The organism is Hydrogenophaga sp. (genome assembly GCF_030373225.1).
GTDB lineage: Bacteria > Pseudomonadota > Gammaproteobacteria > Burkholderiales > Burkholderiaceae_C > Hydrogenophaga.
The window spans coordinates 1-18998 of sequence record NZ_JAUCZG010000026.1; the positions used below are offsets into that span (position 1 = coordinate 1).

General features: G+C 64.0%; 13 protein-coding genes. 10 read left to right on the forward strand and 3 right to left on the reverse strand.

The window, feature by feature from the left end:
- The first annotated feature begins 243 nt into the window (after window positions 1-243).
- From carA to QUV35_RS14125, 5 genes are all read left to right on the forward strand, one after another.
- Window positions 244-1410 carry a glutamine-hydrolyzing carbamoyl-phosphate synthase small subunit gene (gene carA / locus QUV35_RS14105; protein WP_300875276.1) on the forward strand — a complete coding sequence of 389 codons (1167 nt, stop codon included), beginning with the start codon at window positions 244-246 and terminating at the stop codon, window positions 1408-1410.
- 12 nt (window positions 1411-1422) lie between these two features.
- The gene (locus QUV35_RS14110; protein WP_300875279.1) at window positions 1423-1785 is read left to right on the forward strand and encodes a hypothetical protein; all 363 of its coding nucleotides are present in this window, start codon (window positions 1423-1425) and stop codon (window positions 1783-1785) included.
- 36 nt (window positions 1786-1821) lie between these two features.
- A complete protein-coding gene (carB, locus tag QUV35_RS14115; protein ID WP_300875284.1) occupies window positions 1822-5067 on the forward strand; it encodes a carbamoyl-phosphate synthase large subunit in 3246 nt (1081 codons plus the stop codon).
- 145 nt (window positions 5068-5212) lie between these two features.
- Window positions 5213-5689 carry a transcription elongation factor GreA gene (gene greA, locus QUV35_RS14120; RefSeq protein ID WP_300875286.1) on the forward strand — a complete coding sequence of 159 codons (477 nt, stop codon included), beginning with the start codon at window positions 5213-5215 and terminating at the stop codon, window positions 5687-5689.
- A complete protein-coding gene (locus tag QUV35_RS14125) occupies window positions 5689-6114 on the forward strand; it encodes a DUF4149 domain-containing protein (RefSeq protein WP_300875289.1) in 426 nt (141 codons plus the stop codon). The genes greA and QUV35_RS14125 overlap by 1 nt, the downstream gene beginning before the upstream one ends.
- Window positions 6115-6133: 19 nt before the next feature.
- Here QUV35_RS14125 and folD read toward each other — a convergent pair whose 3' ends face one another.
- From folD to QUV35_RS14140, 3 genes are all read right to left on the reverse strand, one after another.
- Window positions 6134-6982, reverse strand: a complete 849-nt coding sequence (gene folD / locus QUV35_RS14130; protein ID WP_300875292.1) for a bifunctional methylenetetrahydrofolate dehydrogenase/methenyltetrahydrofolate cyclohydrolase FolD — start codon at window positions 6980-6982, stop codon at window positions 6134-6136.
- A 78-nt stretch (window positions 6983-7060) separates the two neighbouring features.
- Window positions 7061-7687, reverse strand: coding sequence for a response regulator transcription factor (locus tag QUV35_RS14135; protein WP_056277762.1), 627 nt, complete (start codon window positions 7685-7687; stop codon window positions 7061-7063).
- Window positions 7684-10242 (reverse strand): PAS domain-containing sensor histidine kinase, encoded by a 2559-nt coding sequence (locus tag QUV35_RS14140; protein ID WP_300875296.1) that lies wholly within the window; start codon window positions 10240-10242, stop codon window positions 7684-7686. The genes QUV35_RS14135 and QUV35_RS14140 overlap by 4 nt, the downstream gene beginning before the upstream one ends.
- A 203-nt stretch (window positions 10243-10445) precedes the next feature.
- Between QUV35_RS14140 and aceE the strand changes: the two genes are divergently transcribed.
- The 5 genes from aceE (at window position 10446) to xrtE (ending at window position 18988) form a co-directional block, all read left to right on the forward strand.
- The gene (aceE, locus tag QUV35_RS14145; protein WP_300875299.1) at window positions 10446-13148 is read left to right on the forward strand and encodes a pyruvate dehydrogenase (acetyl-transferring), homodimeric type; all 2703 of its coding nucleotides are present in this window, start codon (window positions 10446-10448) and stop codon (window positions 13146-13148) included.
- A 20-nt stretch (window positions 13149-13168) separates the two neighbouring features.
- On the forward strand, window positions 13169-14842 hold the full coding sequence (gene aceF / locus QUV35_RS14150; RefSeq protein ID WP_300875302.1) for a dihydrolipoyllysine-residue acetyltransferase: 1674 nt from the start codon (window positions 13169-13171) through the stop codon (window positions 14840-14842).
- 60 nt (window positions 14843-14902) lie between these two features.
- Window positions 14903-16747 carry a dihydrolipoyl dehydrogenase gene (lpdA, locus tag QUV35_RS14155; protein ID WP_300875305.1) on the forward strand — a complete coding sequence of 615 codons (1845 nt, stop codon included), beginning with the start codon at window positions 14903-14905 and terminating at the stop codon, window positions 16745-16747.
- Window positions 16748-17010: 263 nt separating this feature from the next.
- On the forward strand, window positions 17011-17283 hold the full coding sequence (locus QUV35_RS14160; protein ID WP_300875308.1) for a hypothetical protein: 273 nt from the start codon (window positions 17011-17013) through the stop codon (window positions 17281-17283).
- Between the two features lie 106 nt (window positions 17284-17389).
- Window positions 17390-18988, forward strand: a complete 1599-nt coding sequence (xrtE, locus tag QUV35_RS14165) for an exosortase E/protease, VPEID-CTERM system (RefSeq protein WP_300875311.1) — start codon at window positions 17390-17392, stop codon at window positions 18986-18988.
- Window positions 18989-18998: the final 10 nt, after the last annotated feature.

Genomic DNA, 18998 nt, shown 5'->3' on the forward strand with positions numbered 1-18998 from the left:
GCCGCCCCAAGGCAGGCCCAGCCCCCTCGGGGGGCAGCGGACCTCGCGCAGCGGGAGAGCGTGGGGGTCAGCATATAATTCCGGGGTTTACCCGCAATCAGCGCAACGCGCGCTCACCCCGGTTCCTCACCCCAGGTTTTCTTCCGTCCAGGCCCACCAGAAACAGCGGGCAGGGCGGGTGCGAAGCCTGCGCGGCACCAACCGCCGGTGGCCTGCGTTTCGCCCACATCTGGAGTCCCATCCGTGCTTCCCGTCCACCCGAAAGCCCTTCTCGCGCTCGCCGACGGCACGGTCTTTACAGGCATCTCCATCGGCGCCACCGGTCAGACCACGGGTGAGGTGGTGTTCAACACATCGCTCACCGGCTACCAGGAAATCCTCACCGATCCGAGTTACTGCCAGCAGATCGTGACGCTCACGTATCCGCACATCGGCAACACCGGCATCAACGCCGAAGACGTCGAAGCCAGCCGCATCCACGCCGCCGGCCTGATCATCAAAGACCTGCCCCTGCTGGCCTCCAACTTCCGCAGCACCGAAAGCCTCTCGCAGTACCTGCAGCGTGAAGGCACGGTGGCCATTGCCGATCTCGACACCCGGGCGCTCACGCGCCGCTTGCGCACCCATGGCGCGCAAAACGGTTGCATCGTCGCGCTGCCCGCCGGTACCGCCATCACCGAGGCGCACCGCGCATCGGCCCTGGCCGCCGCGAAAGCGGCACCCAACATGGCTGGCCAGGATCTGGCCCGGGTGGTGTCGGCCGCCGAGCCGTACGCCTGGACGCAGACCGAATGGCAACTTGGTTTCGGCTACGGCGAGCAGATCGCCCCGCGCTTCCATGTGGTGGCCTACGACTTCGGTGTGAAGCACAACATCTTGCGCATGCTGGCGCAGCGCGGCTGCAAGATCACCGTGGTGCCGGCGCAGACGCCCGCAGCCGACGTGTTCAAGCTGAAGCCCAGCGGCGTGTTTCTCTCCAACGGCCCGGGTGACCCGCAACCCTGCGACTACGCGATCGCTGCCACGCGCGAGATCATTGACGCCGGCGTGCCCACCTTCGGCATCTGCCTGGGTCACCAGATCATGGCGCTGGCCAGCGGAGCGAGCACCTTCAAGATGAAGTTCGGTCACCACGGCGCCAACCACCCGGTCAAGGACCTGGACAGCGGCCGCGTCTCGATCACCAGCCAGAACCACGGTTTTGCGGTCGACGAGAAAAGCCTGCCGGCCACGCTTCGCCCCACCCACGTGAGCCTGTTCGACGGCACGTTGCAGGGCCTGGCCCGAACCGACCAGCCGGCGTTCTGCTTCCAGGGCCATCCCGAGGCGTCTCCCGGACCGCACGACATCGGCTATCTGTTTGACCGCTTCATCGACCTCATGCAAGCCCGAGTGGGCGTTGCCGCCTGAGGCACCTGCCCCATGAAGCTGTTCAGTTTTCCCGTCTACGCCATCGAAAAAGCCATCGGCAAGCGCATGCTGACGCTGGAGGCCGGGCACAAGGACTGGTTTGCCCCGCGCTGGGCGCAAAAGCCCTACCGCAAGTCTTTCCTGGAAACCAAGGCCATGCCGCTGGTGACGCTGCTGGCCAAGGGCAAGAGCTGGGACGACGAAACCTTCAACGCCGAACTGGCTGCCTGGGACGCCCGTTTTCATGCGTCTGAGGTCGAGGTGCTGCGACCATTGATCGAAGGCGACGGCCTGCTGCAGCTGATGCAGAAAAACGTGCCGGCCGAGCGACTGCAGGCCCTGCTGAACACCCTGGATACCCAGCGCCAACCCTGAGAGCGCTCTCACCTGGCGCCCACCACCGCGAACCCCATGCCCAAAAGAACCGATATCCAAACCGTCCTCATCATCGGCGCCGGCCCGATCATCATTGGCCAGGCCTGTGAGTTCGACTACTCCGGCGTGCAGGCTTGCAAGGCCTTGCGCGAAGAGGGCTACAAGGTGGTGCTGATCAACAGCAACCCCGCCACCATCATGACCGACCCGGCCACGGCCGACGTCACCTACATCGAGCCCATCACCTGGCAGACGGTGGAGAAAATCATCGCCAAGGAGCGCCCCCTGGCCCAGGGCGGCTTTGCCATCCTGCCCACCATGGGTGGTCAGACCGCGCTGAACTGCGCACTCGACCTGTGGCGCAACGGCGTGCTGGCCAGGCACGATGTGGAATTGATTGGCGCCACGCCCGAGGCCATCGACAAGGCCGAGGACCGCCTGAAGTTCAAGGACGCCATGACCCGGATCGGTCTGGGCTCGGCGCGTTCGGGCATCGCCCACAGCCAGGAGGAGGCCTGGAACGTGCAGAAGACCGTGGGCTTCCCCGTGGTCATCCGCCCCAGTTTCACGCTCGGCGGCACTGGCGGCGGCATCGCCTACAACCCCGAAGAGTTCGAAACCATCTGCAAGCGCGGCCTCGAAGCTTCGCCGACCAACGAGCTGCTGATCGAAGAATCGCTGCTGGGCTGGAAAGAGTACGAGATGGAGGTGGTGCGCGACAAGGCGGACAACTGCATCATCGTCTGCTCGATTGAAAACCTCGACCCCATGGGCGTGCACACCGGTGACTCCATCACCGTGGCACCCGCCCAGACGCTGACCGACAAGGAATACCAGATCCTGCGCAACGCCAGCCTGGCGGTGCTGCGCGAGATCGGTGTGGACACCGGTGGCTCCAACGTGCAGTTCTCGATCAACCCTGCCGACGGGCGCATGGTCGTTATCGAGATGAACCCGCGGGTGTCGCGTTCGTCCGCGCTGGCGTCCAAGGCGACCGGCTTTCCGATCGCCAAGGTCGCAGCCAAGCTGGCCATCGGCTACACGCTGGACGAGTTGCGCAACGAGATCACGGGCGGTGCCACACCGGCCAGCTTCGAGCCCAGCATCGACTACGTGGTCACCAAGATCCCGCGTTTCGCGTTTGAGAAATTCCCCACCGCCGACAGCCGCCTGACCACACAGATGAAGAGCGTGGGCGAGGTCATGGCGATGGGCCGCACCTTCCAGGAGTCGTTCCAGAAAGCCTTGCGCGGCCTCGAGGTCGGCGTGGACGGCATGAACGAGAAGACGCAGGACCGCGAAACGCTGGAGCGTGAACTCGGCGAACCCGGCCCGGACCGCATCTGGTACGTGGGTGATGCGTTTGCCGCGGGCTGGACCATGGAAGAGGTCCACCAGTTCACCAAGATCGACCCGTGGTTCCTGGTGCAGATCGAAGAGATCGTGAAGATCGAACTCGCGCTCGAGAAAACCAGCCTGGAGGCGATCGACGCCGACACCCTGCGCGGCCTGAAGAAAAAGGGTTTCTCCGACCGGCGCCTGGCCAAGCTGCTCAAGACCAATGACCAGGCCGTGCGCGAGCGGCGCATCGCCGAGAACATCCGCCCGGTCTACAAACGCGTGGACACCTGCGCAGCCGAGTTCGCCACCGACACCGCGTACCTGTACTCCACCTACGAAGGACATGGCGACGGCGAGTGCGAGGCCGAGCCCACGAACAACAAAAAGATCATGGTGCTCGGCGGTGGTCCCAACCGGATCGGCCAGGGCATCGAGTTCGACTACTGCTGTGTGCATGCCGCACTGGCGCTGCGCGAAGACGGTTACGAGACCATCATGGTCAACTGCAACCCCGAGACCGTCTCCACCGACTACGACACCAGCGACCGCCTGTACTTCGAGCCGCTCACGCTGGAAGACGTGCTGGAAATTGTCGACAAGGAAAAGCCCGTCGGCGTGATCGTGCAGTACGGCGGCCAGACGCCCCTGAAGCTCGCGCTGGGGCTTGAAGCCGCAGGGGTGCCCATCATCGGCACCAGCCCCGACATGATCGACGCGGCCGAAGACCGCGAGCGCTTCCAGCAATTGCTGCACACGCTGGGCTTGCGCCAGCCGCCCAACGCCACCGCGCGCGCCGAGCCCGAGGCGCTCGAGAAGGCCGCTGCGCTGGGCTACCCGCTGGTGGTGCGCCCGAGCTATGTGCTCGGTGGCCGTGCGATGGAAATCGTGCACGAGCAGCGTGACCTCGAGCGTTACATGCGCGAGGCCGTCAAGGTCAGCCACGATTCACCGGTTCTGCTCGACCGCTTCCTCAACGACGCCATCGAATGCGATGTCGATGCGATCCGCGACCACACCGGGCGCGTGTTCATCGGCGGCGTGATGGAGCACATCGAGCAGGCTGGCGTGCACAGCGGCGACTCCGCCTGCTCGCTGCCGCCGTACTACCTGAGCAAGGCCACCGTGGACGAACTCAAGCGCCAGACCGCCGCCATGGCCGAGGGCCTGAACGTGATCGGTCTGATGAACGTGCAGTTCGCCATCCAGGAAGTGGACGGCCAGGACGTGATCTATGTGCTTGAAGTGAACCCGCGCGCCTCGCGCACCGTGCCCTTCGTCTCCAAGGCCACCGGCATCCAGCTGGCCAAGGTGGCGGCGCGCTGCATGGCCGGACAGTCGCTGGACGACCAGGGCATTGGCGCCGAAGTCACGCCGCCATATTTCAGTGTCAAGGAAGCCGTGTTCCCGTTCGTGAAGTTCCCGGGCGTGGACACCATCCTCGGCCCCGAAATGAAATCCACGGGTGAGGTCATGGGCGTGGGCAAGACCTTTGGCGAAGCCTTCGTCAAGAGCCAGCTCGGTGCCGGAACCAAGTTGCCAACCTCGGGCAAGGTTTTCCTGACCGTGAAGAACAGCGACAAGTCGCGCGCAGTGGACATTGCCCGCCAGCTTGTTGGCATGGGCTTCGAGCTGGTGGCCACCCGGGGCACGGCGGCGGCCATCGCGGCGGCCGGCGTGGCCGTGCAGACGGTCAACAAGGTCACCGAAGGACGCCCGCACATCGTCGACATGATCAAGAACGGAGACATCGTGCTGGTCATCAACACGGTGGAAGAGCGGCGCAACGCCATCACCGATTCGCGCGCCATCCGCACCTCGGCCTTGCTGGCGCGGGTGACAACCTTCACCACCATCGCCGGCGCGGAAGCCGCGGTGGAGGGCATGAAGTACATGGACCGCCTGGGCGTGATTTCCGTGCAGGAGATGCACGCGCAGCTCTGATCCCGGTTCGGGTTCGTCCCGGTTGAGCCCATGGTCTGGACAGGGGCATAATTGACCGCAGTACACCGCCGACCGGCAACGCTCGGCGGTTTCCTTTTGTATTGACGCAGGGCACGTTCACGCCTGCGGGCACCGGAGCATTTACATGACCACCCTTCCCATCACCAAGCGCGGCGCGGAGAAACTCAAGGAAGAGCTGCACCGTCTCAAGACGGTGGACCGTCCCTGGGTGATCAACGCCATCGCCGAAGCGCGCGCGCAGGGCGATCTCAGCGAAAACGCCGAGTACGACGCGGCCAAGGACCGCCAGGGCTTCATCGAAGGGCGCATCGCCGAGATCGAAGGCAAGCTCTCCGCGGCGCAGATCATCGATCCGACGGCTGTGGAAGCCGGTGGCAAGGTGGTGTTCGGCGCCACCGTGGAACTGGAAGACGAGGCCAGCGGCGCGTCGGTGACTTACCAGATCGTGGGCGAGGACGAGGCCGACCTGAAGCTGGGGCTGGTCAACATCGGCAGCCCGATCGCGCGCGCCCTCATCGGAAAAGAGGAAGGCGATGTGGCCGAGGTGCAGGCCCCTGGCGGCACCAAGCGATTTGAAATCGTCGCCGTGCGCTACGCCTGATGCCCCTGCAACGGCTGGCCGTGTTTGTGGCCGCCCTGTGGTGGGGCGGCATTTCGGCCCTGAGTTTTCTGGCCGTCCCGCTGCTGTTTGCCACGCTGGGCAGCCCTGCGGTCGCCGGGCCGGTGGCGGCGAAGATTTTTTCGCTGCAGTGCTGGGCCGGGCTGGTGCTGGGACTGGCACTGCTGCTGATCGTGCGCCGCTGGAAGGGTGAAAGCACTGCCGTCGCCCCCGCTGCCGTCACCACCCTGGGATTTGTCGTGTTCGCCATGCTGCTCGCGCTGGTGCAGGAGTTTGGTGTGGCGCAGAACATCGTGACCGCCCGCGCCAGCGGCGGCGACCTGCGGCTGTGGCATGGCGTGGGTTCTGCCATGGTGCTCGGGCAGTGGCTGTGCGCCGGCGCGGTTTTGTGGCGGGTGGCGAGGTAGGCTCTCGCGCCGAAGCGGTTTACAGCAAGCGCTCCGCCGATTCGAGGGTATTGACCATCAGCATGGTGATGGTCATGGGGCCCACGCCACCGGGCACCGGCGTGATCCAGCCGGCGACTTCCTTCACGCCGTCAAAGTCGACATCGCCGCAGAGCTTGCCTTCGTCATTGCGGTTCATGCCCACGTCGATCACCACGGCACCGGGCTTGACCATGTCGGCGGTGAGCACGTTGCGCTTGCCCACGGCGGCCACGACCACATCGGCCTGAAGCGTCATGGCCTTGAGGTTCGCGGTGCCGCTGTGGCAGATGGTGACGGTGGCGTTCTGCTGCAGCAGCATGAGCGCCATCGGCTTGCCGACGATGTTGCTGCGACCGATCACAACGGCGTGTTTGCCCTTGAGCTCGTAGCCGATGCTCTCCAGCATCTTCATGCAGCCGTAGGGTGTGCAGGGCCAGAAGCCCGGCATGCCGGTCATCAGCGCACCGGCACTGGCGATGTGAAAACCGTCGACGTCCTTGGCCGGCGAGATCGCCTCGATCACCTTCTGTGCGTCGATGTGCGCAGGCAATGGCAGCTGCACCAGGATGCCGTGGATGCCGGCATCGTTGTTGAGCGCCGCCACCCGTTCCAGCAGCGCTTCCTCGGTCATCGTGGCGGGCCAGCGCTCCAGCACCGAATGCATGCCGGTGTCTTCGCAGGCCTTGACCTTGTTGCGCACGTAGACCTGCGAAGCCGCGTTGTCACCCACCAGGACCACCGCCAGACCCGGCGTGATGCCGCGGGCCTTGAGTGCCGTGACGCGGGCGGTGACCTCGGCACGGAGCAGGCGGGAGAGGGCGTTGCCATCGATGATTTTTGCGGTCATGGTGTCGGAGGCTGCGGTTGAAACGGAAACGCCCGCCGGGTAGGGCGGGCGTTGATCGGGGTGTGTGGCGCGGGGTGGTCAGGCCTTGGCCGGGGTCTGACCCAGCGCGATCTTGAGCAGGTCGGCCACGGTGTTGGCGCCGAGCTTCTCCATGATGTTGGCGCGGTGCGCCTCCACCGTCTTGATGCTGATGCCCAGGTCGTCGGCGATCTGCTTGTTCAGGCGGCCAGCCACGATGCGTTCGAGCACCTGGGCTTCACGGCTGGTGAGCTTGGACAGCAGTGCGTCGCGGCTCACTGCCTGCTGGTGGGTGGTGAAGGCTTCGCGGGCATGCTCGAGCATGCGTTCGACCAGCGTGACGAGCTGGTCTTCCTTGAAGGGCTTCTGGATGAAGTCGAGCGCACCCTTTTTCATCGATTCGACGGCCATCGGCACGTCGCCGTGCCCGGTGATGAAGACGATCGGCAGGGGCGATTGCCGCTCGATCAAACGTTCCTGCAGTTCCATGCCGGTCATGCCACCCATGCGGATGTCGGCAATCAGACAGGCGACTTCGCGGGCGTCGTAGCGGCTGAGGAAGGCTTCGGCCGATTCGAAGCAGCGGACCCGAAAGTCCTTGCCTTCAAGCAGCCACTGCAGTGAGTCGCGCACCGCCTCGTCGTCATCGACCACGTAGACAGTGCCTTTTTTGGGGATCAAACTCATCTCGCTCTTTCTGTGTTCGTCACCGGCTCTGTGGCGGGTCCGGTTGATGCGTCGCCCAACTTCAGTCGTGATACCACCGGGATCCAGAAACTGAAGCAGCAGCCCACAACCTCGTCTCCATTGTAGATGTTGTGCACATGCATCCTTCCGTGGTGCGATTCGACGATGCTGCGGCACAGCTTCAGGCCGATGCCCATGCCTTCGCTCTTGGTGCTGTAGAAGGCCTCGTAGATGCGCTCGATCTTCTCGTCCGGCACACCGTTGCCCGAATCGCGCACCGAAAACTCGACCACGTCGAGATCGTCCTGGCGGCGCGGGCCCACACGCAGTTCGACATAGCGCTCACCCGGCGCTCGTCCCGCCTGCATGATGGCCTCGCCCGCGTTCTTCAGCAGGTTGATCAGCACCTGCTCGATCAGGATGGGATCAACCATCAGGCTGGGCAGGCGGGCCGCCACATACGGAGACAGACGCACCTGGTGTCGACGCAGTTCGATGTCGGCCAACTCGATGGCGTTGCTCACCATCTGCGCCACATCGGATGGCGCCGGGTTGGGCTCGCTGCGCTTCACGAAGGCCTTGATGCGCTGGATGATCTGGCCCGCACGCTGAGCCTGACGCGCGGTCTTCTCCAGCGCGCCCAGCAGGTCTTGCGTGCTGATCCGGTTTTCGTTGACGCGAGAGATCATGCCGTTGCAATAGTTGCTGATGGCAGTGAGCGGCTGGTTGAGTTCGTGCGCCACGCTGGACGCCATCTCACCCATGGTGATCAGCCGGCTGGCCGTTTGCGCGCGTTCGGCCTGGCGCGACGCCTGCTCCTCGGCGTTGCGGCGCGGTGTGATGTCGCTGGCAATCACCATCTGCGCCAGGCGCCCGTCGACCCAGGTGAGGTAGCGCGTGCGCACCTCCAGCCAGCGGTCGAGCCCTTCGACGAACACCTCGGCGTTCTCCGCGCCGGCATCGGTGAGCGTTTCGGTCGGCATGCCGGCGAAGGCGTCCACCGCATCGCCATCGTCGGGACTCGGCGTGGGCTGGTTGCCCGCCAGATCGACCAGGTGGCGGTGGCCCTGACCGCGGGTGCCGAACCACATGCGGTACATCTTGTTGGCAAACAGCATCTCGTCACTGCCCAGCGGCGCCACCGAGACGGCCGAGTCGAGCGATTCGAGCACCGTGGTGAAGCGCTCGTAGGAGGCAGAGAGTTCCTCACGGATCCGCTTGGGCTCGGTGATGTCGGTCATCGAGGTCATCCAGCCGGTCTGGTGGCCCTTGGGGTCGATCAGCGGCGAGACATACATTCGCGCGTCGAAGATGCTGCCGTCGCGGCGTTGCACGCGCACCTCGAAGCCGCCGGGCGTCGAGCGTCCGCGCAGTTCGTCTTCCAGGCGTGCCGCCAGTTGGTCGTGGTCTTCGTCGGGCCAATAGGGAAAAGGAGCTGTGCGTCCGACCAGTTCACCCTCGGTCCAGCCGGTCATCGAACAAAAGGCCGGGTTCACGTAGGTGATGCGGCCCTGCATGTCCAGCGCCCGCATGCCGGTGAGCATGGAGTTCTCCATGGCGCGTCGGAAGTTGGTTTCGGACACCAGGGCCTGCTGCGCCTGCACGCGTCGGCGTGTGTGTCGCCAGGTGCCCAGCAGCATCCACACCGTGAGCGCAGAGAGGGCGCCGATCACCCAGAAAAAGCCGCTGCCCACGATGTCTTGCGAGGTTCGGTAACCCTGTGCCTTGACGATCAGGCCATTGCCCACAGGCGAGACCGGCACTTCGTGTTCCAGCGGTGGGTTCGACCAGGGCAGCAGCCGCAGCACGTCGCTGGGCGCCTGCAGGCTGCCCGCGAGCACCTGGCCCCGATCATCGACCAGCGCCACCGCGTAGCGCGCCATGATCTCCGGCGGCATGCCGAAGCGCATCAGGCCGTCGATGGCGTACTCGCCCATCACGGTGCCCGCAAAGCGACCCTGTTCGCTCAGGGGTACGTGCAGCATCAAGGTGGCGTTGCGCGGGTCCTGGGTTTCGAGCGGGCGCGAATAGGTGGGCTGGCGCAAGTCGCGAGCGAGATCGAAGGTTCCGTCGGTCTCGTTCGGAGACAGCGTGCTGCCAGTGGGTCTCATCAGGCGCAGCGGTGCGCTGGGCGAGGCGTAGCTGGCGAGCACGTTGCGTCGGGCGTCCACCCAGGTGACCGCCAGCAGCTCGGGGAACTGGCTCACGAGCGCCTCGACCTGGAAGACAAATTCTTCGGTGTCGATGTCCCGGTTGTCGATTTCGCGGGCCAGCCGCATCAACTGCTCCTGGCGTTCCAGCAGGCGCAGTCTCAATCGCTGCTGGGCGTACTCCACATCCCGCGTGACCGCTTCCTGCTCTCGCTCCAGTTCCTCGTAGCGCAGATAAGTGATGGCCACCACGATCGCCGAGAGAAAGAGCAAGACGGACAGCAGCGGCGCGAGCGTGGCAAAGCGGTCCTGGCGCGAGGGCGGAAGCCTGCGCCACCAGCTCTTCCACCAAGGCGAGCGATGGGCAGCCGCTGTTGCCGGTGCAGGTGTGGACGGTGAACTCATGGACCGCCGAGTCTACGTGAGCAAGGGCTGGTTGCTTCGCTTCCTGCAGCATCGCTGGAGTGCCTGCAGCCGCCGCGGAAGCTCCAATATTTCACATTGTAGAAAACAAAAGCACATATTGAAATTGAATCAACATTGTGGGAAACTCCGTGACAGCACGGAATGCCCCCCGTAAGCTCGAATTCAACCAACAGGAGACAAGCATGGCAGCGAACAACGCGCAGGACGGCAGCGGCGCCGGTGACCTGGACACACAGGAAACCCGCGAATGGATGGAGGCGCTGGGCGCCGTGATCGAACGTGAGGGCCCGCAGCGCGCCCACTTCCTGCTGGAGCAGCTGCTCGAAGAGGCCCGCCAGCACAGCATAGACCTGCCGTTCTCGGCCACCACCGGCTATGTGAACACCATAGAACCCGAGCAGGAAGAGCGCTGCCCCGGCAACATCGAAATCGAAGAACGGCTGCGCGCCTACATGCGCTGGAACGCCATGGCCATGGTCGTCAAGGCCAACCGCCACAACCCCGATGACGGTGGTGATCTGGGCGGTCACATCGGCTCCTTTGCTTCGCTGGCGCACATGTTCGGCGCCGGGTTCAACCACTTCTGGCACGCCGAGAGCGAAAACCACGGCGGTGACTGTCTCTACATCCAGGGTCACGTTTCACCTGGCGTGTATGCACGGGCCTACCTTGAAGGGCGCCTGACCGAGGAGCAGTTGCTCAACTTCCGCCAGGAAGTCGACGGCAAGGGCCTCTCCAGCTATCCGCACCCGAAGCTGATGCCCGAGTTCTGGCAGTTCCCCACTGTGTCCATGGGCCTGGGCCCGTTGATGGCGATCTACCAGGCGCGTTTTTTGAAGTACCTGCACGCCCGCGGCATTGCCAACACCGAGAACCGAAAGGTCTGGGTGTTCTGCGGTGACGGCGAGATGGACGAAGTCGAATCGCTGGGCGCCATCAGCCTGGCCGCGCGCGAGAACCTCGACAACCTCATATTTGTCGTGAACTGCAACCTGCAGCGCCTGGATGGACCGGTGCGAGGCAACGGCAAGATCGTTCAGGAGCTCGAAGGCGAGTTCCGCGGCTCCGGCTGGAATGTGATCAAGCTGCTGTGGGGCAGCGAATGGGACTCGCTGCTGGCGCGCGACAAGGACGGTGCGCTGCGCAAGATCATGATGGACACGGTTGATGGCGACTACCAGGCCTTCAAGGCCAACGACGGTGCCTATGTGCGCAAGCATTTCTTCGGGCGTGATCCGAAGACGCTGGAGATGGTGGCCCACCTGAGCGACAACGACATCTGGAACCTCAAGCGTGGTGGTCACGATCCGCAAAAGGTTTATGCGGCGTATCACAAGGCGGTGAACCACAAGGGCCAACCCACGGTTCTGCTGATCAAGACCGTCAAGGGTTTCGGCATGGGCAAGTCGGGCGAGGGCAAGAACACCGTGCACCAGACCAAGAAGCTGACCGACGAAGACATCAAGATCTTCCGCGACCGCTTCAACCTGCCGATCCCGGACAGCGAACTCTCGAAGATCCCGTTCTACAAGCCCGCCGACGACACGCCGGAAATGCGCTATCTCCACGAGCGCCGCCAGGCCCTGGGCGGGTATCTGCCCAAGCGCCGCACGAAAGCCGACGAGAGCTTCACCGTGCCATCGATCGAGACCTTCAAGGCCGTGATGGAGCCCACCGTGGAGGGTCGCGAGATCTCGACCACGCAGGCTTACGTGCGGTTCCTCACCCAGTTGTTGCGCGACCAGGCCCTGGGCCCGCGCATCGTGCCCATCCTGGTGGACGAGGCGCGCACCTTCGGCATGGAAGGCCTGTTCCGCCAGATCGGCATCTACAACCCGGCAGGCCAGAACTACACCCCGGTCGACAAAGACCAGGTCATGTACTACAAGGAAGACAAGGCCGGCCAGATCCTGCAGGAAGGCATCAACGAGGCCGGCGGCATGAGCAGCTGGATCGCAGCGGCTACCTCCTACAGCACGAGCAACCGGATCATGGTGCCGTTCTACGTGTACTACTCCATGTTCGGCTTCCAGCGCATCGGCGACCTGGCCTGGGCCGCTGGTGACATGCAGGCACGTGGCTTTCTGCTCGGCGGCACTTCCGGGCGCACCACGCTCAACGGTGAGGGCCTGCAGCACGAAGACGGCCACAGCCACATCCTGGCCGGCACCATCCCGAACTGCGTCAGCTACGACCCGACGTTTGCGCACGAGGTCGGCGTGATCCTGCACCATGGCTTGAAGCGCATGGTGGAGAAGCAGGACAACGTCTTCTATTACCTGACCCTGCTGAACGAGAACTACGCCATGCCCGGCCTCACGCCCGGCACCGAAGACCAGATCATCAAGGGCATGTACCTCTGCAAGGCAGGCCCCAAGCTCACGCCCCGCGTGCAGCTGCTGGGCTCCGGCACCATCCTGCGTGAATCGATCGCCGCGCAGGAACTGCTGGAAAAAGACTGGGGGGTGGCTGCCAACGTGTGGAGCTGCCCGAGCTTCAACGAGCTGACCCGCGACGGACAGGACGCCGAACGCTGGAACCTGTTGCACCCGACCGAGCCACAGCGCGTGTCGTTCGTGGCGCAGCAGCTCGAGAAGCACACCGGCCCGGTGGTCGCGTCCACCGACTACATGAAGAACTACGCCGAACAGATCCGGTCGTTCATTCCCAAAGGTCGCACCTACAAGGTGCTGGGCACCGACGGTTTTGGTCGCAGCGATTTCCGCAGCAAGCTGCGTGAGCACTTCGAGATCAACCGCCACTACATCGTGGTGGCTGCGCTCAAGGCGCTGAGCGAGGAGGGCACGGTGCCGGTGGCCAAGGTGGCCGAAGCCATTGCGAAGTACGGCATCAAGGCCGACAAGATCAACCCGCTGTACGCCTGATACGGCGAGGAGACAACAACATGGCACTGATTGACGTGAAGGTCCCGGACATCGGCGACTTCGACGAGGTGGCGGTGATCGAACTGCTGGTGAAGGTGGGTGACACCGTGAAAGCCGAGCAATCGCTGATCACGGTCGAGTCCGACAAGGCGTCGATGGAGATTCCGTCGAGCACCGCAGGTGTGGTCAAGGAACTCAAGGTCGCGCTGGGCGACAAGGTGAAAGAAGGTTCGGTGGTGTTGGTGCTGGAGGCGGCGGGTGAGGCTGCGGCGGCACCAGCATCTGCATCTGCATCACCAGCGCCAGCGCCTTCGGTTCCGGCAGCGGTCGCAGCGCCGGCCCAGGCGAGCGCGGCCGCCACGCCAGCGGCCGCCAGCGGCCCGGTCGAGGTGCACGTGCCGGACATCGGCGACTTCAAGGACGTGGCGGTCATCGAGGTGCTGGTCAAGCCTGGCGACAAGATCGCGCTGGAACAGAGCCTCATCACCGTGGAGTCCGACAAGGCGTCGATGGAAATTCCATCGTCAGCCGCCGGGGTGCTCAAGGAGCTCAAGGTCAAGGTGGGTGACACGGTCAACATCGGCGACCTGCTGGCGATTCTGGAAGGCGCTGCGCCCGCTCCTTCGACCGCCGCCCCGTCCGGTCGGGCTGAGCCTGTCCCCGCTGCGGCCCAGTTGTTGGCGAGTCCTTCGACCGTCCCGGTGCAAACGGCGTCTGCATCCGCTGCACCCGCCCACAACCCCACCGCGACAGCGCCCGTGGGCCTGCCTCACGCCTCGCCGTCGGTTCGCAAGTTCGCTCGCGAACTCGGCGTGCCGCTGGCCGAGGTGAAAGGCTCCGGCCTCAAGGGCCGCATCACCGCCGAAGACATCCAGTCGTTCACAAAGTCCGTGATGGCGGGGGCGGTGCAGACGGTTGCGCAAGCCGCCAAGGCGCCTGCGTCGTCGGGCGGCGGCTCCGAGCTGGGCTTGATCCCCTGGCCCAAGGTCGACTTCGCCAAGTTCGGGCCGATCGAGCGCAAGGAGATGGGCCGCATCAAGAAGATCAGCGGCGCCAACCTGTTGCGAAACGCGGTCATGATCCCGGCCGTCACCAACTTCGACGATGCCGACATCACCGACCTCGAAGCCTTCCGTGTCTCCACCAACAAGGAGAACGAAAAGAGCGGCGTGAAAGTCACCATGCTGGCCTTTCTCATCAAGGCCTGTGTGGCCGCGCTCAAGAAGTTTCCGGAGTTCAACAGTTCGATCGACGGCGATGCGCTGGTCTACAAGCAGTACTGGCACATCGGCTTTGCCGCCGACACACCCAACGGCCTGATGGTGCCGGTGATCAAGGACGCCGACAAAAAGGGCGTGCTGCAGATCAGCCAGGAAATGGGCGAACTGGCCAGGAAGGCGCGCGAGGGCAAGCTGAGCCCGGCCGAGATGAGTGGCGCCACCTTCACCATCTCCAGCCTCGGCGGCATCGGCGGGCGCTACTTCACGCCCATCATCAATGCGCCCGAGGTCGCCATCCTCGGTGTCTGCAAGAGCAACATGGAACCGGTGTGGGACGGCAAGGCGTTTGCACCACGCCTGATGCTGCCTTTGTCTCTGACCTGGGACCACCGCGTGATCGACGGCGCAGCGGCGGCGCGTTTCAACGCGTACCTCGGCCAGATCCTCGGCGACTTCCGTCGCGTGCTCCTCTGATGCCTTGCGGGTCAGACCACCGCACAGCGGTGCTCTGACCCCAACCGAATAAGGAAATTTATGGCACTGATCGATATTCAAGTACCGGACATTGGCGACTTCGACGAGGTGGCGGTGATCGAACTGCTGGTGAAGCCCGGTGACACCGTCAAGGCAGAGCAGTCGCTCATCACTGTTGAGTCCGACAAGGCTTCCATGGAGATCCCTTCGTCGCACGCCGGTGTGGTCAAGGAACTCAAGGTCGCGCTGGGCGACAAGGTCAAGCAGGGCAGCCTGGTGTTGACGCTTGAGGCGGCTGGTGAAACGACCGTTCGGGCTGAGCCTGTCGAAGCCCCGGCCCAGGTACAGGCGAGCCCTTCGACAAGCTCAAGGCGAACGGAAACCACGCCAACCGCTCCCGCTCCCTACCCCGCTGCCGGCTCCGCCGACATCGACTGCGACCTGCTGGTTCTCGGCGGTGGTCCCGGTGGCTACAGCGCCGCCTTCCGCGCCGCCGACCTGGGCCTGAAGGTCGTGCTGGTCGAGCGCTACGCCACCCTGGGCGGCGTGTGCCTGAACGTGGGCTGCATACCGTCCAAGGCGCTCCTGCACGTCGCCGCCGTGATGGACGAAGTCAGCCACATGGCAGACCTGGGTGTGGACTACGGTCAGCCCGTGCTCAACATCGACAAGCTGCGCGGCCACAAAGAGAAAGTCATCGGCAAGCTCACCGGCGGACTGGCCGCCATGGCGAAGATGCGCAAGGTCACCACGGTGCGCGGCTACGGTGCTTTTGTGGGCGCGAACCACCTCGAGGTGGACGAAACCAGCGGCACGGCGCAGGACAAGACCGGCAAGAAACAGGTGATTGCCTTCAAGAAGGCCATCATCGCGGCAGGCTCCCAGGCCGTTCGCCTGCCGTTCATGCCCGAAGACCCGCGCGTGGTCGACAGCACAGGCGCGCTGGAACTCAAGGAAGTTCCCAAGCGCATGCTGATCCTGGGCGGCGGCATCATCGGTCTGGAGATGGGCACGGTCTACAGCACCCTGGGTGCGCGCCTGGACGTGGTCGAAATGCTCGACGGCCTGATGCAGGGTGCCGACCGCGATCTCGTGAAGATCTGGCAGAAGATGAATGCCAAGCGCTTCGACAACATCATGCTCAAGACCAAAACCGTCGGGGCCAAGGCCACGCCCGAAGGCATTGAAGTGACGTTTGCCGCGGCCGAAGAAGGTGGCACAGCCCCCGCGCCGCAGGTCTACGACCTGGTGTTGCAGGCCGTGGGTCGCACTCCCAACGGCAAGAAGATCGCAGCCGAGAAGGCCGGCGTGGCAGTGACGGACCGCGGCTTCATCAACGTCGACATCCAGATGCGCACCAACGTGCCGCACATTTTCGCGATCGGCGACATCGTGGGCCAGCCCATGTTGGCGCACAAGGCGGTGCACGAGGCGCATGTGGCAGCCGAGGTGATCGCCGGGGAGTTGCAAGGCAACCAGGAACTGGCCGCAGCAGCGTTCAATGCACGCGTGATCCCGAGCGTGGCCTACACCGACCCCGAGGTGGCGTGGGTGGGGCTCACCGAAGATCAAGCCAAGGCGCAGGGCATCAAGGTCAAGAAGGGCCTGTTCCCCTGGACGGCTTCGGGTCGGGCCATCGCCAACGGGCGGGACGAGGGCGTGACCAAGCTGCTGTTCGACGATTCACCCGAGGCCCATGGCCACGGCAGGATCCTGGGCGGCGGCATGGTGGGCACACACGCGGGCGACATGATCGGCGAGATTGCACTGGCCATCGAAATGGGCGCAGACGCGGTGGACATCGGAAAGACCATCCACCCCCACCCCACGCTGGGAGAAAGCATCGGGATGGCCGCCGAAATTGCGCACGGCAGTTGCACCGACGTGCCCCCGGCCCGCAAATAACGGGTTTGCGCAACAGGTCGGGTCATTGATCCGAAGGTCAGCAGGTGCAATGCCCTGCTGACCTGGCGTTTCTTGGACATCCCTCCGCCGAGGAGCGCGCTGCCGATCTCATTCGGTTTTGTGACAAGTGTCACGAACGCTCGCGCAGATCTCCGCGGAGGTGAGCTTTTGATCTATACCTTGAAGGAGTTGGGGGTATGATGTATCAAGGCGTTACCGACGCGACGATTGAAGCACTCTCACATTTCCCAAGAGGACCATCCATGGCACGCAAAACTTTCACGGCGCTGGCATTTGCGCTGCTCCTCTCCGGAAACGCCCTGGCCCAAAGCGAGTCCAGGGAACAGTCCGCCAACTGGTACACCCACTTTATCCAGCGGATTCAGTTCTACTTTGCCTCAGACCGGCCTCAGCCTCCCCGTCCATCCGGGCCAGCTCGTGCAGTTCCTGAGCTTGATGGCAGCATGGCGGTCATGGCACTCGGGCTGACCCTCGCCGTGGGCGGCCTGATTCGCGAAAAGCGCCGCACGCGCTGATTCGGTTTCCCTCCGCCCACCGGCAGACTCCCGCGGCTGGTTGAGCCGCCGTCCCCAATCCGGCACCCGTTTTGCAACGGGCCTCTCTGAGATGGATGTTTCGCCGATGCGAACCACCACGGTCCGACTTTGCCTGCTGGTTCTGCTGATTGTTGTTCAGGCACTGGCGATCTCTGTCGTGTTTGACGCCTCGACGATGCCGGAACCGCACGCCGGCGGCGGTTACGCCTGGCTGGGGCAAGCAGGCGCGGCCTCAAAGATCCTGTTCATCTGGGCCGTCGCATTGCTGGTGGCGCTGGGTCCGAGATTGAAACATTGGACTTTGCAGCTGCAGCGGGCCGCAGACGGGCATCGATATCGTTTGTGGCTTGTGCTGCAACTCGGCACCTACCTGGTGTTCTTTGTCCTGACCTATCTGGTCTTTTCGACGGCAGCCGGTCGTTGGGATGGGCCCGCGGTTCCTCTGCCCTTGTTCTGGTTGGCCTCGCTGGCACTCGTCGCCGCGCTTTGGCTGCACACGATCGTACCGTTCGGATGGTGGTTCCGGTTTGCGCGGGAAGAGGCCATCACCATCGGTTTTGCCTGTGCCGTTGCCGCGCTGACCTGGAGCTTCACGCTGGTGACCCAGGGTCTCTGGGATCCCTTGAGCGGAGGCACTTTCAGCGCTGCGACCTCGTTGCTGCAGCTGTTTTACGCCGATATCGTTGTCGATGCGCCGCAACGCATCCTCGGGGTGGGCGATTTCGTCGTCGAGATCGCAGCCGTGTGCTCCGGCTATGAAGGCATTGGACTGGTGCTGATCTTCACCGGCTTTTACTTGATCATCTTCCGGCAGGATTTCCGCTTTCCACAGGCTCTGCTCTTGTTGCCGTTGGGCGTGGCGGCGATCTGGCTGTTCAACATCGTCCGCATCGCCGTGTTGATTGCCATCGGTGCGGAGATTTCGCCAGAGCTCGCGTTGGGCGGGTTTCACAGCATGGCGGGCTGGATCAGTTTCGTTCTGGTCACCGCCTGCATATTGCTGCTGGCCCACGGCAGCGCGCTGTTCAGCCGTGCGACCCAACCGTCGGGCGCACAGCCGATCAATTTCAGGATGGCGCTGCTGATTCCGTTGGTGGTGCTGCTGTCATCGACGCTGATCACGTCGGCCATGACCATCACGGTGGACTGGTGGTATCCGCTGCGAGTCGTTCTCACGGCGAGCGCCCTGGCGCTTCTCTGGCAGCACTATCGAAGCATCTCGTTCCGCGTCACCGGGTTTGCAGTGGCCGTCGGCGTGCTCGTCTTTCTGCTCTGGCTGCTGCTGGTTCCAGACGATCCCGTCGCAAGTGCCCTGAGCGAACAGCACTTGCAGGAAATCTCATCCGGCTGGCTGATCGCGTGGCTGGTGTTTCGAACCCTCGGTGCTGTCATCACCGTACCGCTGGCCGAAGAACTGGCGTTCCGGGGTTACCTGTTTGAACTGCTGGGCATCGGGAACGACCCTGATCGCAAGCCCGGGTTTCCGTGGCTTGCCTTGATCGTGTCTTCCATTCTCTTTGGTCTGCTGCACAGCGCCTGGCTGGCGGGACTGTTGGCCGGTGTGGCTTTCGGTCTGGTGCGCTGTCACCGCAACAATGTCGGCGATGCATTCGTGGCCCACGCAACCACCAACGGACTGCTGTCGGTCTATGTCCTGGCCACGGGCAACTGGTCGTTGTGGTGACCGCCGACGT